The 25,308-nt window shown below is 31.9% G+C and carries 22 protein-coding genes; 6 read left to right on the forward strand and 16 right to left on the reverse strand.

Annotated features, from left to right (window positions below; all coding sequences use genetic code 11):
• Positions 1-241: 241 nt before the first annotated feature.
• The 4 genes from fba (at position 242) to ACK2WO_RS00580 (ending at position 4,648) form a co-directional block, all read left to right on the forward strand.
• Positions 242-1,168 (forward strand): class II fructose-1,6-bisphosphate aldolase, encoded by a 927-nt coding sequence (gene fba, locus ACK2WO_RS00565; protein ID WP_178411384.1) that lies wholly within the window; start codon positions 242-244, stop codon positions 1,166-1,168.
• Positions 1,169-1,831: 663 nt separating this feature from the next.
• The gene (gene cysK, locus ACK2WO_RS00570; RefSeq protein WP_414698084.1) at positions 1,832-2,740 is read left to right on the forward strand and encodes a cysteine synthase A; all 909 of its coding nucleotides are present in this window, start codon (positions 1,832-1,834) and stop codon (positions 2,738-2,740) included.
• 112 nt (positions 2,741-2,852) lie between these two features.
• Positions 2,853-3,389, forward strand: a complete 537-nt coding sequence (gene epsC / locus ACK2WO_RS00575; RefSeq protein WP_414698085.1) for a serine O-acetyltransferase EpsC — start codon at positions 2,853-2,855, stop codon at positions 3,387-3,389.
• 368 nt (positions 3,390-3,757) lie between these two features.
• A complete protein-coding gene (locus ACK2WO_RS00580) occupies positions 3,758-4,648 on the forward strand; it encodes a LysR family transcriptional regulator (protein WP_414698086.1) in 891 nt (296 codons plus the stop codon).
• Between the two features lie 279 nt (positions 4,649-4,927).
• On the opposite strand, the gene purB is transcribed toward ACK2WO_RS00580, so the two are convergent.
• From purB to ACK2WO_RS00640, 12 genes are all read right to left on the reverse strand, one after another.
• Positions 4,928-6,358, reverse strand: coding sequence for an adenylosuccinate lyase (purB, locus tag ACK2WO_RS00585; protein ID WP_178412852.1), 1,431 nt, complete (start codon positions 6,356-6,358; stop codon positions 4,928-4,930).
• Between the two features lie 55 nt (positions 6,359-6,413).
• The gene (gene purC / locus ACK2WO_RS00590; protein WP_178412853.1) at positions 6,414-7,124 is read right to left on the reverse strand and encodes a phosphoribosylaminoimidazolesuccinocarboxamide synthase; all 711 of its coding nucleotides are present in this window, start codon (positions 7,122-7,124) and stop codon (positions 6,414-6,416) included.
• Between the two features lie 117 nt (positions 7,125-7,241).
• Positions 7,242-10,448, reverse strand: a complete 3,207-nt coding sequence (gene carB / locus ACK2WO_RS00595; RefSeq protein WP_414698087.1) for a carbamoyl-phosphate synthase large subunit — start codon at positions 10,446-10,448, stop codon at positions 7,242-7,244.
• Complete coding sequence (locus ACK2WO_RS00600) at positions 10,448-11,518, reverse strand: carbamoyl phosphate synthase small subunit (RefSeq protein ID WP_414698088.1); 1,071 nt, start codon at positions 11,516-11,518, stop codon at positions 10,448-10,450. Before ACK2WO_RS00600 ends, carB begins: the two co-directional genes overlap by 1 nt.
• Positions 11,519-11,537: 19 nt before the next feature.
• Entirely contained in the window at positions 11,538-12,941 is a 1,404-nt protein-coding gene (purF, locus tag ACK2WO_RS00605; protein WP_414698089.1) for an amidophosphoribosyltransferase, read from the reverse strand.
• A gap of 130 nt (positions 12,942-13,071) precedes the next feature.
• On the reverse strand, positions 13,072-14,352 hold the full coding sequence (locus ACK2WO_RS00610) for an adenylosuccinate synthase (protein WP_178412857.1): 1,281 nt from the start codon (positions 14,350-14,352) through the stop codon (positions 13,072-13,074).
• Positions 14,353-14,792: 440 nt separating this feature from the next.
• Complete coding sequence (locus ACK2WO_RS00615; RefSeq protein ID WP_178412858.1) at positions 14,793-15,281, reverse strand: hypothetical protein; 489 nt, start codon at positions 15,279-15,281, stop codon at positions 14,793-14,795.
• Positions 15,282-15,293: 12 nt separating this feature from the next.
• Positions 15,294-15,860, reverse strand: coding sequence for a 5' nucleotidase, NT5C type (locus tag ACK2WO_RS00620; RefSeq protein WP_414698090.1), 567 nt, complete (start codon positions 15,858-15,860; stop codon positions 15,294-15,296).
• 57 nt (positions 15,861-15,917) lie between these two features.
• Positions 15,918-16,610 (reverse strand): metallophosphoesterase, encoded by a 693-nt coding sequence (locus ACK2WO_RS00625; RefSeq protein WP_178412860.1) that lies wholly within the window; start codon positions 16,608-16,610, stop codon positions 15,918-15,920.
• Positions 16,611-16,615: 5 nt separating this feature from the next.
• Entirely contained in the window at positions 16,616-17,419 is an 804-nt protein-coding gene (locus tag ACK2WO_RS00630; RefSeq protein WP_178412861.1) for a GTP pyrophosphokinase family protein, read from the reverse strand.
• A 98-nt stretch (positions 17,420-17,517) separates the two neighbouring features.
• On the reverse strand, positions 17,518-18,462 hold the full coding sequence (locus tag ACK2WO_RS00635; RefSeq protein ID WP_414698091.1) for an MBL fold metallo-hydrolase: 945 nt from the start codon (positions 18,460-18,462) through the stop codon (positions 17,518-17,520).
• 69 nt (positions 18,463-18,531) lie between these two features.
• Positions 18,532-19,275, reverse strand: coding sequence for a YkgJ family cysteine cluster protein (locus tag ACK2WO_RS00640; RefSeq protein ID WP_414698092.1), 744 nt, complete (start codon positions 19,273-19,275; stop codon positions 18,532-18,534).
• A 180-nt stretch (positions 19,276-19,455) separates the two neighbouring features.
• Between ACK2WO_RS00640 and ACK2WO_RS00645 the strand changes: the two genes are divergently transcribed.
• Positions 19,456-19,704, forward strand: coding sequence for a hypothetical protein (locus ACK2WO_RS00645; RefSeq protein ID WP_040410605.1), 249 nt, complete (start codon positions 19,456-19,458; stop codon positions 19,702-19,704).
• Positions 19,705-19,712: 8 nt separating this feature from the next.
• On the forward strand, positions 19,713-20,057 hold the full coding sequence (locus tag ACK2WO_RS00650; protein WP_414698093.1) for a hypothetical protein: 345 nt from the start codon (positions 19,713-19,715) through the stop codon (positions 20,055-20,057).
• A gap of 69 nt (positions 20,058-20,126) precedes the next feature.
• Here ACK2WO_RS00650 and pyk read toward each other — a convergent pair whose 3' ends face one another.
• The 4 genes from pyk to ACK2WO_RS00670 all read right to left on the reverse strand — a co-directional run bounded on the left by pyk (position 20,127) and on the right by ACK2WO_RS00670 (position 25,305).
• The gene (gene pyk, locus ACK2WO_RS00655) at positions 20,127-21,887 is read right to left on the reverse strand and encodes a pyruvate kinase (RefSeq protein WP_414698094.1); all 1,761 of its coding nucleotides are present in this window, start codon (positions 21,885-21,887) and stop codon (positions 20,127-20,129) included.
• A 49-nt stretch (positions 21,888-21,936) separates the two neighbouring features.
• Positions 21,937-22,905 carry a 6-phosphofructokinase gene (gene pfkA / locus ACK2WO_RS00660; protein ID WP_178411989.1) on the reverse strand — a complete coding sequence of 323 codons (969 nt, stop codon included), beginning with the start codon at positions 22,903-22,905 and terminating at the stop codon, positions 21,937-21,939.
• Between the two features lie 425 nt (positions 22,906-23,330).
• The gene (locus tag ACK2WO_RS00665; RefSeq protein ID WP_178411990.1) at positions 23,331-24,326 is read right to left on the reverse strand and encodes an oligopeptide/dipeptide ABC transporter ATP-binding protein; all 996 of its coding nucleotides are present in this window, start codon (positions 24,324-24,326) and stop codon (positions 23,331-23,333) included.
• Complete coding sequence (locus ACK2WO_RS00670; protein WP_178411991.1) at positions 24,319-25,305, reverse strand: oligopeptide/dipeptide ABC transporter ATP-binding protein; 987 nt, start codon at positions 25,303-25,305, stop codon at positions 24,319-24,321. The genes ACK2WO_RS00665 and ACK2WO_RS00670 overlap by 8 nt, the downstream gene beginning before the upstream one ends.
• Positions 25,306-25,308 lie beyond the last annotated feature (3 nt).

The following is a 25,308-nucleotide window of genomic DNA, read 5'->3' on the forward strand; positions in this document are numbered from 1 at the left end:
TATCATTTTTTATCTTCAATTAACAGAAAAAAATCCGTTTATCTCAAGCAATAATCAGATTTTCAAAATTTTATTATAAAAAATCAGTAAAAATATCAGAAAAAATATTAACTCTAAATTTTTTTCAAAAAGAAAATGTTTGCAACACACTGTTTTTCAATTTAGTCTATACCTTTTTTGTTTTTCTCTGTATAATATATTTGATGGATAAATTTTTATAAGTTTATAGGAGGAATTTAAAATGGCTTTAATTACTACTAAAGAAATGTTTAAAAAAGCTTACGAAGGCGGATACGCTATAGGTGCCTTCAACATAAGTGACTTAGAACAGTTACAGGGTGTATTAGAAGGAGCAAAAGCTAAAAACTCATACGTTATGATACAGGCTTCTAAATCAGCTATACAGTATGCTGGACCTCATACATTAGTTGAAATGGTAAAAGCTGCATCTGATGAAATAGGTGTAGACGTTGCTCTTCACTTAGACCACGGTCCAAACTTTGAAGCAGTTAAATCTTGCATAGATGCTGGATTCACTTCAGTTATGATAGATGGATCTCACTTCGATTTCGAAGAAAACGTAAGAGTTACTAAAGAAGTTGTTGACTACGCTCACGAAAGAGGAGTTGTTGTTGAAGCTGAATTAGGTGTATTAGCTGGTGTTGAAGATGAAGTAAGCTCAGATGTACACAAATACACTGACCCAGACGAAGCAGTTGAATTCGTTGAAAGAACAGGAGTTGACTCATTAGCTATAGCTATAGGTACTTCTCACGGTGCTTTCAAATTCAAAGGTGAAGCTGAATTAAAATTCGACATATTAGAAGAAATACAGAACAAATTACCAGGATTCCCAATAGTACTTCACGGCGCTTCAGCAGTTGATCAGGAATCAGTTGCTACTTGTAATGAATTCGGTGGAAACATAGCTGGTGCTAAAGGTGTTCCAGTTGACATGTTAAGAAAAGCATCTTCAATGGCAGTTTGCAAAATAAACATGGATACTGACTTAAGATTAGCTATGACTGCAGCAGTAAGAAAATACTTAGCTGAAAACCCATCTCAGTTCGACCCAAGAAAATACTTAGGTGCTGGTAAAGATGCTATACAGGCTGTTGTAGAAAGCAAAATAGATAACGTTCTAGGATCAGAAAACTCTATAAACTAATTGTATTTTGATTTCAATTTGAAAATTTCTTGAAAGTGTGGCTTTTGCTACACTTTCTTTTTTTATAATCTTGACATATTTTGTATTTGGGTATATTATCAAGTTAAAGTAAAGATAACACATATCTTAAATAAGATAAATTTTAGAAAAGAAAGGAATGGTCATGCTATGTGTTGCTGTTGTTGTTGCTACAATTTAAAACAATTAAATAACAGTATTTTTTATGGCGAGACTCTGATTTTCTCTAAAAACGGTGTTACTCTTTAGATTATTTGATAAAATTTTTAAAATTGAATTTCAAATCTATTGATGAAATAGATTTCTAATGCTGTTTTCATAAAAAATAAATACTCGTAGCAGGCCTGATAATAATTTTTGCATATCATCCCCTTTAGATATATTTTAGCCTTTGCTTCTTACGAGTATATTTTATGGAAGCAGTTTTTTTATTTCAAATTTTACACATCATAATTAAAAACAAATCAAATATATTAGAGATATATCAAACATAGATATAAATACAATTCTTCAAGATGTAATCGTAATTTTTCTAGCAAGTCAATTCATGCCATAAAACAAATATCTTTATTAAAAATCCAAATAAATTTTAAATTTATACAAATAAAAATAATAGAGCAAATGGCTCAGACGGAGGAAAATATTATGATATACAACAAAATAACTGAAACTATAGGAAATACACCAGTTCTTAGATTTAAAGAATTTGAATCAGAAAATAGCGCTGAAATATACGGAAAGCTTGAATTCTTCAACCCTGGAGGTTCAATCAAGGACAGAATTGCAGCATTTATAATGGAAAAAATGCTGCTTGATGGAACTATTAAACCAGGAGATACAATAGTAGAACCTACAAGTGGAAACACTGGAATAGGAATTGCAATGGCTGCAGCTGCAAACGGATTAAAATCTGTTATGGTTATGCCGGATACTATGAGCATAGAAAGACAAAAGATTTTAAAAGCATATGGGGCAGAAATAGTCCTAACTCCTGGAAAACTTGGAATGAATGGAGCTATTGCAAAAGCTGAAGAATTAGTAGAAACTAAGGGATACAAAATGTTTGATCAGTTCAATAATAAATCTAATCCAGAAGCTCATAAAAACTCCACAGCGATAGAAATATTAAAAGACTTTGAAAGCTTAGATGCATTTGTAGCCGGCGTCGGTACTGGAGGAACATTAACAGGAAATGCAAGTGTACTAAAAGAAAACTACAACAATATTGAAATAATAGCGGTTGAACCAGATTTATCTCCTGTTATCTCTGGTGGTAAAGCATCTCCTCACAAACTTCAAGGAATAGGTGCTGGATTTATACCATCTATACTAGATACGGATTTAATAGACAAGATAGAACAGATTTCATCTGAAGAAGCTTATTCAAACGCTATAAAATCAGCATCAGATGTAGGAGTTATGCTTGGAATTTCAGGCGGTGCCGCACTTGCTGCTGCAATTAAAACAGCTAAAAGACTTGGTAAAGGTAAGAAAGTACTATTTATAGCTCCAGACAACGGAGAAAGATACCTTTCAACAGATTTATATAAGTAAGTTTTAAAAGTATTAAATAATAATTTTGCATATAGTCTATTGTCAAATTTGCAAATAAAAACAATAAATCGAGATAAATAAAAATTATGATTAAACACTTGGAGGATTAGATATGAGCAGTTTTAGAAATATAATAAATACATATAAAGCACAGGACCCAGCGGCGACAAACGCACTGAGTATTATAATAAATTATCCTGGAATTCACGCAATATTTTTCCACAGAATAGCACATTTTATAAACAATCTGGGGTTAAAATTCCTAGCTAGATTTATATCACAAGTTGCAAGATTCCTTACTGGAATAGAAATTCACCCTGGTGCAACTATTGGAAAAAGATTATTTATAGACCATGGAAATGGAGTTGTAATAGGTGAAACAGCTGAAATAGGCGATGATGTTGTAATGTTTCATCAAGTAACTCTTGGTGGAACAGGACACGACAAGGGTAAAAGACACCCTTCAGTTGGAAATGGAGTAACTATAGCTACTGGTGCAAAAGTTCTTGGAAATATAAAAATTGGGGATAACTCTAAAATAGGTGCTAATGCAGTTGTTCTTAAAAATGTACCTGAAAACTCAACTGTTGTAGGAATTCCAGCAAAAATTGTTAAACTAAATGGGGAAAAAGTTAATATAGCCTTATAAAAAAACTACTTATAAATAAAAGGAATAGTTGGCCACAATTTAAACATTATGTTTTTTAGAAATGGCCACACTATTCTTTTTATTATAATTTTTTATAATTATTTTTATCAATCTTACTACTTTATTATTATATATTTTTTTCATATAAATAAAATTGATAACGATTTCTTATTATTTTTTTTAATTATTAATTAAAATCCACCAATAAAATTCATTATTTAAAGTATTATTTTTAAAGTTTTGTAGATAATTTATTTATATTGTGTTATAATGTTAAATAATTAATTATTACAATTATATATTTTTTCTATGAATAAGAGATAGGTATCTAACGAATTTGATTTTATTGTTTAAAAAGGAGAATTGTTATGAATTTATATCATCTTAAATATTTCGTTACTTTAGCCCATCTTGAGCATTACACAAAAGCTGCCGAACAGCTTTCAATCACTCAGCCTAGCCTTAGTCATGCAATTGCATCATTGGAAAAAGAGATTAATATTCGTCTTTTTGAAAAGGATGGGAGAAATATAGTGCTCACTCGAGCGGGAAAGAATTTTTTAACAGATATAGAAAAGGCTCTAGCTCTCATAGATGAAAGCATAAACTCTATACATCTTTCTGAAATAGGTGAAGGTTATATAGACATAGCTTTCCATAAAAATATGATAGCTTCCTTTATTCCGGATCTAGCACGAAAATTTTTAAATGAACATACTGGGGAAAAGATTGATTTTAAATTCCACTATGATGCCGAATCCACAGAGGATTTAGTCAAAGGACTTTATTCTAAAGACTTTGATTTTATTTTTTGCTCTAAGTGTGTGAATGACAAGCATCTGGAATATATTCCAGTGTTTAAACAAAAGGCAATACTCTTAGTTCCAGAAAATCATCCTCTTGCTGATAAAGATAGCGTTAAACTGGAAGATACTTTAGAGTATAACCATATTCTTTATACTAAAAGCTATACTCTTTTAGATAAACTATCTACTTATTTAAATGAAAAAGAAAAAAACACAAATATATCTTACAAAACTGAAGATATAAATGTAATAGCTTCTTTAGTTGCTGGTGATTTTGGTATTTCAATTGTTCCTGAAAATACTAAAATAAATCTAAAAGGAGTTAAATCTATAAGTATTTCAGATTTAGACTGGCAAAATACTGTATATATGGCTTATTTAAAATCATCTTATGAAATACCTGTTATAGGCGAATTTAAAGCGTTTATAAAAGAAAATGCAATCAATTTGTAGATATTAATTGGTTTTGGTTATTAGCTTATTAATATTTATAAATAAATTAATTAATTACTATTAATAAATTCAACTTTTAAATTCATATTTTCATTTTAAAAAGCTTAAAGCAGAACTCTTGGAATTTATCTGTCGTAACTTAAATCACTTAATAGAGTTCTTAAAAAAATGGCTGTTGCAAAATTTGCAACAGCCTATTTTATTATTTAATTTTTATTGTATATACCCTCATTATACATTTTCTTGTATATACTTTTATTATTATTTATTTTGTTGTTATTATACGTTTATTTCATTGTCAACTTCTTTATCATCTTTATGAGCTTCTAATACTGGTGCAACTTCATTTTTTAGGAATTCTTCAACCTGCATTGGAGCACATCCAACGTATTTTTCTGGTTTAAGTATTTCGTTTAATTCTTCAAGAGTAACACCAAACATTTCGTCAGCTGCTATTCTTTCTATTAAGTCGTTTTTCTTACCTTCAACTTTAACCATTCTACCAGCTTCTAAAGAATGTACTCTTATTCTTTCGTGTAAGTCCTGTCTGTTTCCACCTTTTCTAACAGCATCCATCATTATGTTTTCTGTAGCCATAAATGGAAGTTCGCTCATTAATCTCTGTTCTATAACTTTTGGATATACAACTAATCCATCTGCAACGTTGCAATATAAGCTTAGTATACTGTCTACTGCTAGGAATGCTTCTGGTACACTTATTCTCTTGTTAGCAGAGTCATCTAGTGTTCTTTCAAACCACTGAGTAGCTGTTGTTATAGCTGGGTTTAACGCATCTACCATAACATATCTCGCAAGTGCTGCTATTCTTTCACTTCTCATTGGATTTCTCTTGTATGCCATAGCAGAAGAACCTATCTGTTTCTTTTCGAATGGTTCTTCAACTTCTTTTAAGTGCTGAAGAAGTCTTATATCGTTTGAGAATTTTGTAGCTGACTGAGCTATACCAGATAATATATTAAGAACTTTACTGTCTATTTTTCTAGTATAAGTCTGTCCAGATACAGCTATTACTTTATCATATCCCATTTTTTCAACTATTTTTCTATCAAGCTCTTTTACTTTTTCGTAATCTCCTTCAAATAATTCAAGGAATGAAGCCTGAGTTCCTGTTGTTCCTTTTGATCCAAGAAGTCTTTTATCTGATAAGAAGTGTTCTATTTCTTCTAAATCATATAATAAATCCTGTATCCATAGTGTAGCTCTCTTACCTACTGTTGTTGGCTGAGCTGGCTGGAAATGAGTAAATCCAAGTGTTGGAAGGCTCTTATATTCATCAGCAAATTTAGATAATGCTTTTATAGCCATTACTAATTTTGTTCTTACAAGTTCCATACCTTCATACATTAATATTAAATCTGTATTGTCTCCAACGTAGCAAGAAGTAGCACCTAAGTGTATTATACCTGCTGCTTTAGGACACTGTTGTCCGTAAGCGTAAACATGAGACATAACATCGTGTCTAACTTCTTTTTCTCTTGCAACGGCTACATCGTAGTTTATATCGTCCTGATTTGCTTTTAATTCGTCTATCTGTTCTTGAGTTATTTCAAGACCTAACTCCATTTCTGATTCAGCTAGTGCTATCCATAATTTTCTCCATGTACGGAATTTTTTGTCATTAGAGAAAAGCTGTTTCATCTCTTTGCTCGCATAACGTGATGTTAGTGGTGACTGATATATTTCGTTCATACTATCCTCCGATTTTATTTTAATTTTATTGTATTATTTATATAATAAATCTAAATTATATTCCTAATCTGCTCATTACTTCATCATAGGCTTCTTTTACTCCACCTAAATCTCTTCTAAATCTATCTTTATCTAGTTTTTCATGAGTATTTATATCCCAAAGTCTGCAAGTGTCAGGAGATATTTCATCTGCTAAGATTATTCTTCCATGGTATCTTCCCATTTCTATTTTGAAATCTACTAATTCTATGTCAGCCTGTTTGAAATACTCTATTAAGAAATCATTTATTTTCATTGTCATATCTCTTATAGCGTCTAGTTCTTCCTTAGTAGCTGCACCTATTGCCATTATCTGGCTGTCGTTTATCATTGGATCTCCAAGTGCATCATCTTTTAAGCAGAATTCTAATGTAGGGTTTTTTAGTACAGTTCCTTCTTCTACACCAAATCTCTTAGAAAAGCTACCCGCAGCTATGTTTCTAACTATTATTTCAAGTGGTACTATTTCAACTTTTTTAACTATTGTTTCTCTATCTGAAATTTCTTCAACTAAATGAGTTTCTATTCCCTTCTCTTCTTCTAGCTTTTTAAATATAAAGTTGGCCATTCTGTTGTTTATTACACCTTTTCCGTCTATCTGTCCTTTTTTAAGTCCATTAAATGCAGTTGCATCGTCTTTGTATGATATTAAGAAGCAATCATCATTCCCTTCTATTTCATAGACTCTTTTGGCTTTACCTTCATATAACATTTTTCCTTTATTCATCTTAGTTTCCTCCCCTTAAAGTATACATTTCACAATACTCTATAAGTTCAAATTCTAAACTGCACATATATTAAATTTTCTATTATATATGTGCAGTTTTCATCCTCACTTACAATTTTATACGTATATTGAATTTATATCAACTAGTCTGGTATTTTCTTCTGAGTAGTGACTTAATAAACTTTCTGCAAGTGCATTTGCTGTGTCTATTGAAGTTAAGCAAGGCACAGCGTAATCTATAGCTTTTCTTCTTATTTTTACACTGTCTCTTGTAGGTATTCTACCTTTAGAAGATGTTGAAATTACATATTTTACTACTCCGCTTTCTATTAGCTTGCTTGTGTTGTTTACTCTGTCCTCGTGAATTTTATTCACTACTACGACATCCATTCCTTCACCTTCAAGAACTTTAGCAGTTCCTTCTGTAGCGTATAATTTAAATCCTAGTCTTTCAAATTTTTCAGCTACTTCTGCTATTTCTGGTTTATCTCCATCTTTTACAGATATAAATACTCCACCGTCTTTTTCCATATGGTATCCAGCAGCTGCTAGTCCTTTAAACACAGCTTCTTTTAGATTTCTACCTATACCTAAAACTTCCCCAGTAGATTTCATTTCTGGTCCTAAGTGTACATCTAAGTCGATTAATTTTTCGAATGAGAATACTGGTACTTTTGCTGCAAAGTATTTCTGTCCTTTAAATAGCCCTGTTCCAAATCCCATATCTTTTATTTTTTCGCCAAGCATTGCTCTAACTGCAAGCTCAACCATTGGAACACCAGTTATTTTACTTAGGTAAGGTATTGTACGAGAAGATCTTGGATTTACTTCTATTACATATATCTTTCCTTCATATATAACGTACTGTATATTTACAAGTCCCTTAGTTTTTAGAGAAACTGCAAGCTGTTTTGAGTATTCAACTATTTTTTCTTTTAGTTTTTCACTTATATTCCAAGAAGGGCAGACTGCTATAGAGTCACCTGAGTGAACTCCTGCTCTTTCTATATGTTCCATTATTCCTGGAATTAATATTTCTTCTCCGTCACATATAGCATCTACTTCTACTTCTATACCCATCATATATTTATCTATTAGTATTGGGTTGTCCTTTTTGTTTGATTTTAGTATTATTTTCATGTATTCTTTGATATCTTCATCGCCGAATGCAATTATCATATTCTGTCCACCTAATACGTAAGATGGTCTCATAAGTACTGGGTATCCAAGTTCATTTGCAGCTTTTAAGGCTTCATCTTCTGTAAGAACTGTATGTCCCTGTGGTCTTTTTATGTGTAGAGATTCAAGAAGTTCATCAAATCTTTCTCTATCCTCTGCCATATCTATGCTTTCTGCACTAGATCCTAATACATTTATTCCCTGACTTTCTAGGAACTTCGTTAGATTTATAGCTGTCTGACCACCAAATGCAACTACTACTCCATAAGGTTTTTCTGTATTCATTACGTTCATTACATCTTCTGGAGTAAGTGGTTCAAAGTATAGTCTATCCGCTGTATCAAAGTCTGTAGATACAGTTTCTGGGTTGTTATTTATTATAACAACATCAAATCCTGCTTTTTTAAGTGCCCATACACAGTGAACTGCAGAGTAGTCGAATTCTATCCCCTGTCCTATTCTTATCGGTCCTGAACCAAGAACTACTACAGTTTTTCTCTCTCTTATTCCTTTTCTTTCTATAAACTCATTCGCTTCATTTACTTCATCACAGCAACTATAGAAGTATGGAGTTTCTGCTTTAAATTCTCCTGCACAAGTGTCAACCATTTTAAATGACGCTGGAGCTGAGTAATTTGCTTTTTCTCCACTTATTCTTTCTATTGTAGAGTTTAAGAATCCGTATCTTTTTGCAACGTTATAAGTAGCTTCTGATACATTTCCTTTAGATAGTTCTTTTTCTACTTCTGCTATGTTTTTCATTTTATATAAGAACCAGTTGTCTACTTTTGTTATTTCATGTATTTCTTCACAAGATATTCCTCTTTTTAATGCTTCATATATTACAAATACTCTTTCATCATTGCATACATGAAGTGCTTCTTTTACCTGCTCATCTGAATACGCAGCTACTTTTGGAAGAGTACAGCAGTCTGTTTTGTTTTCAGATCCTCTAACAGCTTTCATAAGTGCGGTTTCAAAGTTCTGTCCTATAGCCATTACCTCACCTGTAGCCTTCATCTGAGTACCAAGTTCTCTCTTAGCATACACAAATTTGTCAAATGGCCATTTAGGGAATTTAACAACAACATAGTCAAGAGCTGGCTCGAAGCATGCGTAAGTCTGTTTAGTTATTTCATTTTTTATTTCATCTAATCTATATCCAAGTGCTATTTTTGCAGCAACTTTTGCTATTGGATATCCTGTAGCTTTTGAAGCTAGAGCTGAAGATCTTGAAACCCTTGGGTTTACTTCTATTACAGCGTATTCGTCGCTATTTGGATTAAGTGCGAACTGACAGTTACATCCACCTTCAACCCCCATAGCATCAACTATTTTTATAGCTGCTGTTCTAAGCATCTGGTATTCTTTATCTGCAAGTGTAACCGCTGGAGCTATTACTATACTATCTCCTGTATGTACTCCAACTGGGTCAAAGTTTTCCATTGAGCATACAGTTATCGCATTTCCTGCTCCATCTCTTACAACTTCAAATTCTATTTCTTTCCATCCAGATATACATTTTTCAACTAATATCTGTGTTATTGGAGATAATCTAAGTCCATTTTCTGCAATCTTTTTAAATTCTTCCTCGTCGTTTGCGATTCCACCACCGCTTCCTCCAAGAGTAAACGCTGGTCTAACTATTACTGGGTAGCCTATTTTTCTAGCAAATTCCACTGCAGAATCTAAGTCCTCAACTATTTCTGAAGGTATTACAGGCTGACCAATTTCAAGCATTGTGTCTTTGAACATCTGTCTATCTTCAGCTTTATCTATTGTTTCTGGATCTGCTCCAAGAAGCTTAACACCCATTTTTTCTAGGTATCCTTCTTTAGCTAACTGCATTGAAAGAGTTAGAGCTGTCTGCCCACCTAATGTAGAAAGTATACTGTCTGGTCTTTCTTTTTCTATTATTCTTTTTAATGTAGTAACTGTAAGTGGCTCTATATATATTTTATCAGCCATTGCGTTGTCAGTCATTATAGTCGCTGGATTTGAGTTAACTAGTATAACTTCCTTTCCATCTTCTTTTAGAGCCTGACAAGCCTGTGTTCCAGAATAATCAAATTCCGCTGCCTGACCTATTACTATAGGTCCTGAACCTATTAAAAGTACTTTCTGTATGTCGTTATTTTTAGGCATTATATCTCAACTCCTTCCATTAAACTTATAAATCTATCAAATAAATATGATGTATCCTGAGGTCCACCACAAGCTTCTGGGTGGAACTGTACTGAGAATACTGGCATATCAGTGTATTTTATTCCTTCACAAGTACCATCGTTTACATTTGTAAATAATAATTCTGCATTTTTAGGTAATTCATCATTGTCAACTGCATATCCATGATTCTGGCTTGATACGTATATTCTTCCTGTTGAAAGGTCTTTAACAGGCTGATTTCCACCTCTGTGTCCGTATTTTAATTTAATAGTAGTTCCTCCCTGAGAAAGAGCTAATAACTGATGACCTAAACAAATTCCAAATGTAGGTATATTTGCCTTGCATAGTTCTTTTAATTCTTCTATTATTTTTACATTGTCCTTTGGATCTCCAGGTCCATTAGATAGCATTATTCCGTCTGGATTTAATGCTTTTATTTCTTCAGCTGTTGTAGATGCAGGCACTGTTGTTACATTGCATCCTCTTTTTAATAATTCTCTTCTTATATTTCTCTTAGCACCGAAGTCCCATAATACTACGTTATACTTAGCATCTTCCACTTTATCAGTAAATGACTCTTCACAAGTAACTGCTTCAACCATATCAAAGTATTCTACATCTATTTTTTCATTCTCTTTAACTGGTTCAGAAGTTATTTTTGCCTTCATAGTACCATGTTCTCTAAGTACTCTTGTAAGTTCTCTTGTATCTATACCGTATACTCCTGGTATATCGTTCTTTTTAAGGTATTCATCAAGTGTACCCTCACATCTGTAGTTAGAAGGGTGTTCACAGTACTCTCTAACTATATACGCTTTTACAAAAGAGCCTCTACTTTCGGCATCTTCTTCTATTATTCCGTAGTTTCCTATAAGTGGGAATGTCTGAACAACTATCTGCCCACAGTAACTTGGGTCTGTAAGTGTTTCAAAATATCCTGTCATTCCAGTAGTAAATACTATTTCGCCAGTTATTTCCTTTTCCCGTCCAAAAGATTTTCCTTCAAAAATCTTTCCATTTTCAAGAATTAAGTTGATTTTCTTTTCCAAAGTTAGTGCCTCCTTTTTTCTATTCAAACTGTGATTTGCTGTAGTTTTCTATTATAAGAGGGTAATTTCCATCGAAGCATCCTGTACAGAAATCTCTGCAACATTTTCCACATGCTTTCTTTAACCCCTCTATGCTTATAAATCCTAGTGAATCAGCGCCTATGCTTTTTCTGATTTCTTCTAATTCCATTTTATTTGCTATTAGATTTTCTTCGCTATCTATGTCTGTTCCAAAGTTACAAGTGTGTTTGAACATCGGTGAAGATACAAGCATATGCACCTCTTTAGCACCTGCCCGTCTTACATTTTTGATTATCTTAGCACTTGTAGTTCCTCTTACTATAGAGTCGTCTATAAGTATTACTCTCTTGTCTTTTAAATTACTTGCAAGAGGATTTAATTTTAGTTTAACCGCTTTTTCTCTCTGCTCTTGTGTTGGGAATATGAAGCTTCTTCCAATGTATCTATTCTTTACAAATCCAAATTCAAAAGGCATATTGCTTTCTTTTGCATATCCAATGGCTGCCTCTATTCCACTATCTGGGACACCACACACGACATCTGCATCTATTTTGAATTCTTTTGCAAGTTCTCTTCCCATGTTTATTCTTGCATCGTATACATTTAATCCATCTATGTTTGAGTCTGTTCTGGCAAAGTAGACATACTCAAATATACAAGAGCCCTTTTTTTCTCTATTTAATATTACCTTGCTATCTATAGAAAGGTCTTCATTTATTACAACCATTTCTCCTGGTTCAATATCTCTAATTAATTCATAGTTTATACTATCAAATGCACAGCTTTCAGATGCCACAGCTATACCATTTTCACCTTTACCTATGCAAAGAGGTCTAAATCCCCACCCATCTCTTATAGCCACTAGCTTGTTTTGAGATGTCATTATAACAAGTGAAAATGCACCTTTTAATTTTTCAACAGATTTTTCAATAGCTTTTAATTCATCTTTTTCTGTAAGCATTTCAAATGCGATTAATTTCGCTATAGATTCACTATCATTAGTAGATCTAAATATACAACCTTCTTTTTCAAGGCCTTTTCTTATTTCCATTGAGTTTACAATATTTCCATTGTGAGCAACTGCAACTCTTCCCCTTAGATACTCTGCTAATATTGGCTGAGTATTTGCCTTTGAGTTAGAGCCTGTTGTAGAGTATCTAACGTGCCCTATAGACACCTCAGCATCTCCTAAGTCGCTTATATCCTTTGCTGAAAATACCTCACTTACTAGACCTTTATTTTTAAATAGGTTTATTTTTTCTCCAACTAACGATGCTATTCCTGCACCTTCCTGACCTCTGTGCTGAAGTGCCATAAGTGCAGAATGAGTCATACTAGCTGAATCATTTTCTTTGGTTCTTATCCCAAAAACTCCACATTCTTCTCTTAACTTTTCTTCCATTCTTCTATTCCTCTTTTTTGATATAGTTTTTGTTTACTTTATAGTTTTTCTTTTAAATAGGGATATGCCCTGTAAAAATTTACAAAACATATCCCATTATTCTCAAATTGTCTGCAACGATGCAAAAATACTAGTCTGGCACTACTATGTATTCTTCTCTTTCAGCTCCAACTGAAACGTATTTTATTTTGCATCCAACAGCTTTTTCTATATATTTTATGTACTCTCTAGCTGCTTCTGGTAATTCTTCTAATTTTCTGCAACCAGATATATCTTCATGCCATCCATCTACATATTCGTAAACTGGTTTAGCATTTTCTAATTTTTCTCCTATTGGGAATACATCTAATTCTTTTCCCTCAAAAGTATATCCTACACATACTGGTATTTTATCCATGTATGAAAGAACATCTAATTTAGTAAGTGCTATTTCATCTGCACCCTGCATTCTAACACCGTATTTAGATGCTAGAACGTCAAATCCACCAACTCTTCTTGGTCTACCTGTAGCAGCACCGTATTCGTTACCAGCTTTTCTTAAATGTTCTGCTTCATCTCCAAATAATTCAGCTGTGAAAGGTCCTTCACCTACACAAGTAGAGTAAGCTTTCATTATACCTACAGTAAGGTCTAATTTTCTATTTGGCACCCCAGCCCCTATTGGTGCGTAAGAAGCTATAGTTGATGATGAAGATGTAAATGGATATATACCAAAATCTATATCTCTTAAAGCACCTAACTGTGCTTCAAACATTACATTTTTACCATTTGCAGCTGCTTCATCTATGAAAAGACCTGTATCACATATATAATCTTTTAATTCATATCCGTACTCTTTTATCCATGCAAACATTTCTTCTGCATCTAATTTTTCAGATTCGTAACCTTTTTCTATCATAAGGTTTTTCCATTCAACTATGTTTGCTATTTTAGCTTTTAAGCTTTCTTCACTGTCAAGAAGATCTCCCATTCTTATACCTTTTTTCATGTATTTATCTCCGTATACTGGAGCTATACCTCTTCTTGTTGAACCGTACTTAGCATCTTTTAATCTTTCTTCTTCTAAACAGTCCTGCTGAACGTGATATGGCATACATATTATAGCTCTATCACTTATTTTTAAGTTTTCTGGAGTTATTTTTATTCCAGCTTCTCTTAATCTTCCCATTTCTCCATGAAGATGTTTTAAATCTATTACAACACCGTTCCCCATAACATTTACAACATCTTCTCTTAATATTCCTGATGGAAGTAGATTAAGAACGAATTTTCCTTTTTCATTTATTACTGTATGTCCCGCATTGTTTCCACCCTGGTATCTTACAACAACATCGTAATCTTCTGAAAGAAGGTCTACCATTCTTCCTTTTCCTTCGTCTCCCCAGTTTATTCCTGTTATAGCTGTTAACATATATTACCTATCCTTTCTACCGCCCTACTGCGATAATGACAATATTTAAAGTAATCAATAGTACTTTACTACCCATTTTTTCTTAGTTCAAAATGTGGTTTAAATGAACTTTCTATTTTTCGCCCCAAAAAAGGTGTTTACCAAAAGAAGGGTATAAAAATTCCCAAATGAATTTAAAAAATCACCCTTTTCCCCCTGATAAACACCCTCATGTTCAAATCTAGGTTATTATATCATTCTATCAACTAGTATGTCAATTGAGGAAAACATTATACAAAAATATTTTTGAAATTTAATTATAAATATTCGTTATATAACGAAATATATTTTATATTTTTGTAAAATAGAACGCTTTTTATCTAATCTATAATATAAATCACTACAATTTCCTCAAAAGTAAAAAAGAGCTATTACAAAACTTTGCAACAGCTCATAAATCTCTAACTATAAAATTTTGAAGCTCCTAAAAGCCGTCTTTTGCCAAATATCTGAGCTATACTGTTTAGCTTCTGTATTTCTATTTTCTTAAATGCTACAACCAGTATAAATTTAAAATCATCAAAATCCTGATTTATACTATATATATTGAAATGACATCTTACATCGTCAAATCCATATTTTTCCTGTAGCTCTTCTTCAAACTCGTCAGCAAAACCTTTTATATAATCTCTTATATCTTCATAAAACATATCAAAATATCCGTCATCAAGCTCCTCACCAAGTGATTCTATCAACGACTCTAAATCATACTTGGCTGCAAATAACTCCTTAGACAACTGACAATCAAATACTAATATATCTTTTTCATTTATAGAATCTGATATATCCTGACATTTTTCAATATCGTCATTCATCATAAGTAAGTCTTTTATCTCTCTACTTTTTACGTCTATCTTTCTTCTGTTATTAGTCAATTTTAAAGAAACCATATTTATCCCCCCTTATTTCAATTTATTGGAGATGAATTTATCAATCTCTTTCCAATCTCTTACCCTAGTTATATTATCACATTCTACATCTTTATTGTAGTTTGTGTCAATTAAAATAACCTCAATTCCTCTTTTTGCTATATCTAAAGCATTATTGGGGTCATCTTCAATAAAAATATCGCATCCCAAGTCAATAGCCTTACCACTTTTTTTAACTGGCCCTAACAAATATATATTATTTGCATTTATACCATATTTATCAAACCATTTTTCTGTGATTTCTTTTAAACATTCTCTTCTAGCAGTTACAAAGTATATATTTACACCTTTCGTATTCTCGAGCTTCTTTATTACTTCAATAGCAAATTCAGCTGGCTCTGCTACTTCATACGTGTAACTGTAGTTGTTATCAAAATTTATATAAAAATCACCTTCAACAGTTCCATACAGCTGCTCCCAGTCTAATGTAGTATACTGCTCTTTTGTTATATTCTTTCCAAAAATTTCATTTAAAAACGGTATAAATCCATAAGGATCTGTAACCGTTCCATCTATATCTATACCTATATTTATACCCATTTTAAAACTAATTCACTCTTTCTTTTTAATTATAACCTCTGACTAAATTATCCTATTTTAGTCCATTACCTTTATAGGCACAAAATCAACATAATCTGCTGATACTAGATTGTATTCTATTCCATTTCTAATACCCTTTAACCCCATTTTAAACGATTCTTCTCCATGAAGATGACCGTAATACACCTTTTCAACTCCATACTTTTCATACAAGTCCGTAAATACAGACGGCTCCAAAGAATCGTTAGTAGGTGGATAATGAGTAATTACTATTATTTTTTCATATCCTGCCTTTTTTGCCTCTTTAAGCGAAATTTCTATTCTTATCGCTTCTCTATCGTAAATTCTTTTGTCTTCTTCTGTAAATTTAAATTCATTTGGACAAATCCAACCTCTTCCTCCGCAGATTGCATAGTCTTTATATGTAAAAAATCCTGTCTGTATGAATCTCATGTCGTCGTACATCTTATTCATCTTAGTAACTGTACTCCACCAATAGTCATGATTTCCCTTTATAAAGAACTTCTGTCCTGGAAGATTGTGTATCATATCAAAGTCAGACTGCGCATCCTTCATCTTCGTTCCCCACGATACATCGCCCAAAACTAAAACAACATCTCCTTCTTTAACTGTAGACTCCCAATTAACTTTTATTTTTTCATCGTGATTTTGCCACTTTTCTCCAAAAATATCCATTGGCTTGTCTACAGAAGAAGATAAATGTAAATCTCCTATTGCATATAAACTCATATTATTTATTCCTTCATTTTATGATTTTTTATTTCTTCTATTTTTAAACCTATCTCGTCTTTAAGCTCCAATACTTCTTTAACATCTTCAATAGAATTCTGAATCATGTCTAATCTTCTCTGATACTGTATTGCATTGTTTGTATATCCTAGTTCTCTAACCTCTTGAATTCTATCAAGTACATCTTTAACAGCTAACTCTCTCATCCGATACATAGACTGAGCATTCATTATATCCTCTCTTATCTCTCCCATTTCCTGGTCTAATAAAAATGCTGCATCTGCTGCTCTTCTAAGTCTAACAGCTAATGTATCTGGTATATAGTGCTCGTATTTGTATTTTAATGAATGTTCTATTGTCGCCCAGAAGTTCATTGCAAGTGTTCTTATCTGTATTTCGCATGTAACTTCTTTTGATCCGTCTACTGTATTTATAGGATATTTTATTATAACATGATAGCTTCTATATCCACTTTCTTTGTAATTTTTTATGTAGTCCTTTTCATTTATTATTGTCATATCATTTCTACTTCTGATAAGGTCTACTATAGTGTATATATCCTCAACAAACTGACACATTATTCTTATACCAGCTATATCTTCAATCTCAGCTTCTATATCTGTTGCATTTAACTTTTTAGCTTTTGCAACTATAGATGCTATTTTTTTAGTTCTACCTGTTACAAATTCTATAGGAGAATAATCTCCTCTTTCTAAAAATTCTTTTCTTATATTTTTAAATTTTACCTTTAATTCTTCTACTGCATTGTTGTAGGGAGCTAGTATGGCTTTCCAATCTTCATACTGCATAATTATCCCTCCTCTTTTATTCTTTTTCTTATTTAAAAAACATTTAAAAATTTTCCATTGTCTATTTTAACATATTTTAGGATAATTTATTCTAAAATCTAGTTTTCTTTTAAAAAATATAATAACTCTCCATCTTCTATTTTATAATCAACTTCTCCCTTATCTAGCAAGTATGCAATAAGAGATACTAATGACGATTTAAAGAAGTGATACTCCTTATAATTGCACTTTAAATCGTTGTCTACTATTATATGTTTTAAAAGTTTATCATATCCAAGCTCCTCCTTAGATAATACTGCCTTTACCTGTTCAATATATTTTATAACCGCATCTCTATTTTTTTCAATAAGCGATTTGGATTCTTCTCTATTAATAATCTCTCTAGAATGGCCTAAGACAATTTTATCGTAATCCATTGTTTCTAACTTATCTAAAGATTTTAGCTGTTTTGCAACATCAAATGTAAACAGAAAATCGAATTTATCTAGCATTTCCTCTCCAACTAACAAATCCCCTATGAAAAATACTCTATCTGGTGTTAAAAATCCAATACTTCCTTCAGTATGACCTTTTAAATTTACCACCCTTATTTCATTTTCGCTTAGCGTTCTTCCATCATCCTCAAAATTTTCTCCTGTATTTAGGTCAAATATTCCCTCTGTTATTACCTTGTCTACAGTTGTAATATCTCTTTCTTTCATCTTAGATGCATTTATCATTATTTCGCAGCTATTTCCACCTACTATATATGTAGGAAAAAGTATAGGGTTTTCTATATAAAGACTCCCATAAGCTGATGATACGTTGATTACAGAAGGTCTATTCTCTTTGATTTGACCACAACCACCATAATGGTCGTCGTGCTCATGTGTATTTAGTATATACTTAACTTCAAAACCTGCATCCTCTATTTTTTTTAGTATTCTTTTAGGTCTTGAACCCGCCAAGCCTGGGTCTATTATTACAGCATTATTTCCATATGTGTATACTCCCGTGTTAGTTCCACCCTTTATGAAATATGTATTATTTGCTATTTTTTTCATTTATATCACTCTTCTCTGTTTTTTAATTTATAGTAATAAAGTAACTGGTAATATTCTATAAAATTTTTATTATTTTTTACATAAAGACACTATCTTCTTAATTCTTTTTAATACTTTTTCTCCTTGTTTGAAGTCCTGAGAAATTCTTATCTTCATATTATAAGATGTATCTGTAAAGAATAGAGAGTCTATAAAATACTCTACTATACCCCTATCTCTAAAATCTATGTCTATCATTCCCTTTGAGTATATTTGAGAATCTAATATCATTATCTGATCTAAATAAGATAATCTCTCTTCCTTAGATAATCTTTCTCCATTATCTGGTATGAATTTTTCGCAGTATTCTATTCTATATTCTACAACATCCTCATTTATTTCAAATCCATATCTAGCCTTCATAAGGTCTCTATAGTCCCTATTCTTCTCTTTTATAGAATCTAAATTTAGATTATAATCGCTTTTATACCAATGCCCAAAGATTCTACAGTTTAAAGGTCTAACCTCATATATTGCACATCTCTTGTTTTCATCTAAGAAAGGACATGGTTTCTTTTCTTTATATTCCATAAAGTAGTAATCTAATACCTTGTCTATGTACTTACTGTATAATTCAGGTCTTTCTTTTAGATATTTATATATATTTAAAAACTCAGTTAAGTTTATTCCAACAGATTCCATACAGCATTTTGCACACCCTTCACACTTTCCAGAAGGCACTGTATCGTATATTTTATTTAATTTTTCAAATATGCCATTTTTTTCGGCATAAGCTATAGATTTTTCTATTTCATCTCTTTTTATACTAGACATTTAAATACTCCCTTTGTAATATTTGATTATTATATTTTAACATATATTGAGGTAATTTACATAGCCTACCTCAATTATGCATATTTCAATTTATATTGCTTGATTCAATGCTTTTTCGTATAATTATATTATTAATGATAAAAATTTTTATAACTCAAGAAAAATTACTAGGAGGATACCATGAACAGATATACAAAATATATAAACATGATGGGAAGTTATTACACAAAAGACTTCGAAAAAGAAAAGAAAAATATAGTTAAGGTAAGAGAAGTTAAAGAGGAAACAGTTAGAAAATTCTTCTTACAGGGAGATTGTGAAGTATTAGTAGTTTTTGAAGATACAGGAAAAGAAATACTGATAGACGACTTCTCTCCAGAAGAAGAAATAAAAAAATACTTAGGACCTAAATTCCTTAAAAAGAGATAGGTGATTCGATGATTTATAATATCGGTAATTTAAAGCTAGATTCTGATTTTGAATTTAGAGTTATTAGAGAAACAGAGGAAGATATAGATATTTTTGTAGATATAAACTATAGAAGTGTAGATATTGATGCCTCAGATAGTAGGATGTTTAGCTCTCGTATTCAATTTCCTTTTGTTAGAGCTATTATTTTAAGAATAGATAAGGAAGGTCATGATATGACTGTGCACATGCTTAGAAACATAGATTTGCTGTCTGCATTTGCTAATTTTGAGATAGATTTTTCTCATTCTACAATAGCCTTAAAAAATGAGTACGAAAAGGTAACTCTAAACAGAATATTTAATCCACTTTAAAAAAAAGGGATTTCACAAATTGTGAAATCCCTTTAATATTATCTAAGTTTTATATTTTTAATCTACATCTTATAAAACTCTTGAAGATCCTTTGTATATTATACCAGCTTTTGCATCTACTGTTACTATATCTCCATCTTTAACAGTATTAGTTATGTTAGCTACTGATACAACTACTGGAGTATTAAGGTTTAATCCAACTATAGCTGCGTGAGAAGTCATTCCTCCAAATTCAGTAACTATAGCTGCTGCATCTTCTATATATCCGTTCATATCTTTATCAGTTGTTTTGGCAACTATTATATCGCCTTTTTTGAAATCTTTTATTTCTCCATTTTCATTTGCTACTCTAACTCTACCTTCAACAGTGCCATTACCTATACCAACACCATTTCCTAGTACTTCACTTATAACGTGAACTTTTATTAGGTTAGTTGTTCCGCTTACACCTACAGGAACACCTGCTGTTATTACAACTAATTCTCCATTTTTAACATATCCGTTTTCTATTGAAGCTTCTATAGATTTTTCTATAACTTCATCTGTATTTCCTGCTAAAGCAGATTTTATTGGGCAAACACCCCAAGTTAATGCAAGTCTTCTCATAACCGCTTCGTTGCTTGTAGCTGCTATGATTGGAGCCTGTGGTCTAAATTTAGATACCATTTTTGCAGTGTATCCTGAAGAAGTTGAAGTTATTATTGCTGAAGCATTTAAATCAACTGCAGTAGTACAAGTAGCATGACTTATTGCGTCTGTTACTGTAACATTTTTAGAACCTTTTTCTTTTAACATTCTGTCGTAGTCTAAAGTCTGTTCTATTCTCTTAGCTATACTAGCCATTACTTTAACAGCTTCTACTGGATATTTACCAGCAGCAGTTTCTCCAGAAAGCATTATTGCATCTGTTCCATCATATATAGCATTTGCAACGTCTGTAACTTCTGCTCTTGTAGGTCTTGGGTTTCTTATCATAGAATCAAGCATCTGAGTAGCAGTTATAACTGGTTTAGCTAATTCATTACATTTTTTGATTATCATTTTCTGAACTATAGGTATTTCTTCTGTTGGTATTTCAACACCAAGGTCACCTCTGGCAACCATTATACCATCTGAAACCTGTAGTATTTCATCTATGTTTTCAACACCTTCCTGGTTTTCTATCTTAGAAAGTATTAAAACATCTCCAGCGTTATTTTTTTCAAGTATTTCTCTTATAGCTAGTACGTCAGAAGCTTTTCTAACGAATGATGCAGCTATCATGTCTATACCTTCTTCTATACCAAATTCTATATCGCTTATATCTTTTGGTGTTATAGCTGGTAAGTTTATTTTTACTCCTGGTACGTTTACACCTTTGTGATTTTTAACTATTCCAGAGTTTTCTACTATACATTTTATATTTCCATTTTCAACAGATTTAACTCTTAGTCCAACTAGACCGTCATCTATTAATATAGAATCCCCTTCTTTAACGTCATCTGCTAATCCTTTATAGCTTACTGTACATATTTCTTTTGTACCAACTACTTCATCCATTGTTATTGTAAACTCAGATCCTTCTTCAAGAAGAACTTCTGGGTCTGCAAAGTTACCAGTTCTTATTTCTGGTCCTTTTGTATCAAGAAGTATAGCTATTGGTTTATTTAGTTCTTCTCTAACTTTTTTAACCATGTCTATTCTTCCCTTGTGCTCTTCATGAGAACCATGAGAGAAGTTGAATCTACATACGTTTAATCCGTTTAATATAAGTTCTCTTAAAACATCTTCACTCTGTGATGCTGGTCCTAGTGTACAAACTATTTTTGTTCTTTTAATATCGTTTAACATATCTTTCCTCCTTGTATAGAAAGCTCTTTTTTGTATGAACTACTTTATATTATATAGAAAGTACTTTTGCCATTTCGTATAATTCTCTATTGAATGTTTTAGGCATAGCTAAAGCTTCCTGTATATCCATATCTATTATTTTGTTGTCTTTTATACCAACAACTCTTGAAGATTTTCCTTCAAGTAATAATTCAACTGCTCTGTATCCAAATCTACTAGCTAGTATTCTATCAAATGCAGTTGGGCTACCACCTCTCTGAACATGTCCTAAAACAGTTACTCTTACATCTGCTCCTGCTTCTTCAGTTAAAACTTTTTTAAGGTCTGATGCACTACCAACTTTTTCAACACCTTCAGCCATAACTATTATACTGTGTCTTTTTCCTCTTTTCTGAGTTGTTTTTAATCTAAGTGCTATATCGTCAAGTTTTATTTCTACTTCTGGAACTATTATTGTTTCAGCTCCCCCTGCTATACCTGCGTATAGAGCTAAATCTCCACAGTTTCTACCCATTACTTCAACTATATTTACTCTTTCATGAGAAGAAGAAGTATCTCTTATTTTACCTATAGCATCTATTACAGTATTCATAGCTGTATCAAATCCTATTGTATAGTCTGTATATTCTAAGTCGTTATCTATTGTTCCTGGTATACCTATTGCTGGGAATCCCATTTCACTTAATTTTTTAGCTCCGTTGAAAGATCCGTCTCCACCTATAACAACTAAGCAATCTATTCCGTATTTTTTAAGTACTTTTACCCCTAATTTTCTACCTTCTTCTGTTTTAAATTCTTCACATCTTGAAGATTTTAATATTGTACCACCTCTGTGGATTATATCACCAACTGAAGAAAGGTTCATTTCTACTAAGTCTTCTTCTAAAAGACCTTTGTAACCTCTGTTTATTCCGTATACTTTACATCCGTAGTATATAGCAGATCTTACAACCGCTCTTATTGCGGCGTTCATTCCTGGAGCATCTCCACCACTTGTTAAAATACCTATTGTTTTCATTGAGTCATACCTCCTAAAAATTTTTTCCTATTCTATCTAAATTTTTACCAAGGACATTTTATGTCCCTATATTTAATTTTTATCCCACAAGAATTAAAAAATTAAAATGTCCTTTTTCTTAAAAGTCCATTTTGTGTTATTATATCACAAAAAGTCGTTAAATTATCATTAAATTTGAATTTTATTTTGCTTTATATTATAAATACATCTTAGGTGTTTACTATTTGAAATATGATATACTATTAGTATCGTTACCAAATATTTATGCTTACTCTTTATGCCTAAATTCACTCTATTTAAGCCATTTATGAGTAACAATAAAAAAAGGGAGTATTTTTAGAATTACTCCCCTTAAAAATAAATTTTATTTTGTTTTTCAAATACAATCTAATTATTTTTACTCAAATTCTAGTATAATATTTGTTTTATTTTTCATAAAGATGACATGCAACTTGAGTTCCATTTTCCAAAGTTGTCCATTTAGGTTCTTCAGACATACATTTTTCTGTTTTATAAGGGCATCTAGTATGGAATCTACATCCACTAGGTACATCCACAGCACTAGGCATGCTACCTTCTAAAACTATTCTTTTCTTTTTCTCATTGGGATGATTTATAGGAACAGAAGATATTAAAGCTTGAGTATACGGATGTTTTGGATTGTTGTAAAGCTCAGATGCCTTTCCATACTCAACTATTTTTCCTAAATACATAACCGCTATGTCATCACAGAATGACTTAACAACACTGAAGTTATGTGATATAAACACATAAGTTAATCCAAATCTTTCTTTTAAATCTAACATTAGATTTAGTATCTGAGACTGTATTGATACGTCTAGAGCTGCAGTTGGTTCATCTGCAACTATGAACTTAGGATTCATAGCAAGAGCCCTTGCTATACCTATTCTCTGTCTCTGACCGCCACTGAACTCATGTGGGTATCTAAACATACTGGTTTTGTCCATTCCACATAAAGCTAATATTTCTTCTGTCTTTTCTTTTACTTCTTTTCCAGTTGCTATTTTATGTTTTTTTATTCCTTCAGATACTATACTTTCAACACTTTTTCTTGGATCTAAACTTGCATACGGATCCTGGAAAATCATCTGTATCTCACTTCTCATTTTACTCATTTCTGAAGGAGATAATTTCTCACCCTTTTCTACATCAAATATAACTTTTCCGTCATATACAACTCTTCCACCTGTTGGCTCAGTTAAGTTTAGTATAGTCTTACCCATTGTAGATTTACCACATCCAGATTCTCCAACAATACCAACTATACTATTTTCTTTTATTGCAAGACTTACTCCATCTACTGACTTTACAAACTCCTTAGCCTTACCAAAAGCGCCTTTTCTTATTGGATAGTATTTTTTTAGGTCAGAAATTTCAAATATAATTTTATTATTATCCATTTTTAACTTCCTCCCTTACTAAATCTTTAGCTTTTAGACACCTAACCTTATGTCCTTTGCTTATTTCTATCATTTCTGGTTCTTTTTCTAGACATTCTTTAGATGCCATTTTACATCTCTTGTAGTAAGGACATCCCTGTACTTTTTCATATAGATTTGGTACATTTCCATCTATTGATCTAAATCTTCCATCAAAATTATCTGGCATGGCTGCAAGTAAATCTATTGAATATGGATGTTTTGCATTATCAAAGAATTCAAGAACACTACATTCTTCCACAACATTTCCAAAATACATAACAGCAACTCTTTGCGCCATTTCAGCTATTACACCTAAATCATGTGTTATAAGAATTATTCCACTATTATTTTCATTTTTTATCTCTTTTAATAAATCTAATATTTCAGCCTGAGTTGTAACATCAAGTGCAGTAGTAGGCTCATCAGCTATGATAATATCGGGTTTACATATCATCCCCATAGCTATCATTATTCTCTGTTTCAAACCACCACTAAGCTCAAATGGATATTTATCAAGTATCTTTTCAGCATCTGGTATATTAAGTCTTGATAATAACGCTACAAGTTCTCTACGACAATCCTTTATTTTCTCAGGCATGTGTATTTTATAAACCTCTTTAAGCTGTTTAAAAACTGTTACAACTGGATTTAGAGAAGTCATAGGTTCCTGGAATATCATAGATATTCTATCTCCTCTAAATTTACATAGTTCTTTTTCACTTAACTCTAATAAATTCTTTCCATCAAATATTATCTCTCCAGAATCTATACTACCAGTTCTATCGTCTATAAGTCCCATTATTGCAAGTGAGCTTACACTTTTCCCACTTCCAGACTCTCCTACTATTCCTAGTATTTCTCCTTCATTTACTGAAAAACTAACACCTTTTACCGCATTAACTTTTCCCATTATTGAGTCGAAGGAAACTTTAAGATCTTTTACTTCTAATATACTCATATC

Source organism: Peptacetobacter sp. AB845 (assembly GCF_047528295.1).
Taxonomy (GTDB): domain Bacteria; phylum Bacillota; class Clostridia; order Peptostreptococcales; family Peptostreptococcaceae; genus Peptacetobacter.

Coding starts and splice junctions, on each gene's coding strand:
- ACK2WO_RS00620 (WP_414698090.1), bottom strand. CDS start 15,860: ATGGGTATAAATATAGGTATAGATATAGATGGAACGGTTACAGATCCT.
- purF (WP_414698089.1), bottom strand. CDS start 12,941: ATGGAAGAAAAGTTAAGAGAAGAATGTGGAGTTTTTGGGATAAGAACC.
- ACK2WO_RS00580 (WP_414698086.1), top strand. CDS start 3,758: ATGAATTTATATCATCTTAAATATTTCGTTACTTTAGCCCATCTTGAG.
- pfkA (WP_178411989.1), bottom strand. CDS start 22,905: ATGAAAACAATAGGTATTTTAACAAGTGGTGGAGATGCTCCAGGAATG.
- ACK2WO_RS00630 (WP_178412861.1), bottom strand. CDS start 17,419: ATGCAGTATGAAGATTGGAAAGCCATACTAGCTCCCTACAACAATGCA.
- purC (WP_178412853.1), bottom strand. CDS start 7,124: ATGAATAAAGGAAAAATGTTATATGAAGGTAAAGCCAAAAGAGTCTAT.
- ACK2WO_RS00610 (WP_178412857.1), bottom strand. CDS start 14,352: ATGTTAACAGCTATAACAGGAATAAACTGGGGAGACGAAGGAAAAGGA.
- pyk (WP_414698094.1), bottom strand. CDS start 21,887: ATGTTAAACGATATTAAAAGAACAAAAATAGTTTGTACACTAGGACCA.
- ACK2WO_RS00615 (WP_178412858.1), bottom strand. CDS start 15,281: ATGGTTTCTTTAAAATTGACTAATAACAGAAGAAAGATAGACGTAAAA.
- cysK (WP_414698084.1), top strand. CDS start 1,832: ATGATATACAACAAAATAACTGAAACTATAGGAAATACACCAGTTCTT.
- ACK2WO_RS00640 (WP_414698092.1), bottom strand. CDS start 19,275: ATGTCTAGTATAAAAAGAGATGAAATAGAAAAATCTATAGCTTATGCC.
- ACK2WO_RS00670 (WP_178411991.1), bottom strand. CDS start 25,305: ATGAGTATATTAGAAGTAAAAGATCTTAAAGTTTCCTTCGACTCAATA.
- carB (WP_414698087.1), bottom strand. CDS start 10,448: ATGCCTAAAAATAACGACATACAGAAAGTACTTTTAATAGGTTCAGGA.
- ACK2WO_RS00635 (WP_414698091.1), bottom strand. CDS start 18,462: ATGAAAAAAATAGCAAATAATACATATTTCATAAAGGGTGGAACTAAC.
- ACK2WO_RS00645 (WP_040410605.1), top strand. CDS start 19,456: ATGAACAGATATACAAAATATATAAACATGATGGGAAGTTATTACACA.
- purB (WP_178412852.1), bottom strand. CDS start 6,358: ATGAACGAAATATATCAGTCACCACTAACATCACGTTATGCGAGCAAA.
- ACK2WO_RS00625 (WP_178412860.1), bottom strand. CDS start 16,610: ATGAGTTTATATGCAATAGGAGATTTACATTTATCTTCTTCTGTAGAC.
- epsC (WP_414698085.1), top strand. CDS start 2,853: ATGAGCAGTTTTAGAAATATAATAAATACATATAAAGCACAGGACCCA.
- ACK2WO_RS00665 (WP_178411990.1), bottom strand. CDS start 24,326: ATGGATAATAATAAAATTATATTTGAAATTTCTGACCTAAAAAAATAC.
- ACK2WO_RS00650 (WP_414698093.1), top strand. CDS start 19,713: ATGATTTATAATATCGGTAATTTAAAGCTAGATTCTGATTTTGAATTT.
- fba (WP_178411384.1), top strand. CDS start 242: ATGGCTTTAATTACTACTAAAGAAATGTTTAAAAAAGCTTACGAAGGC.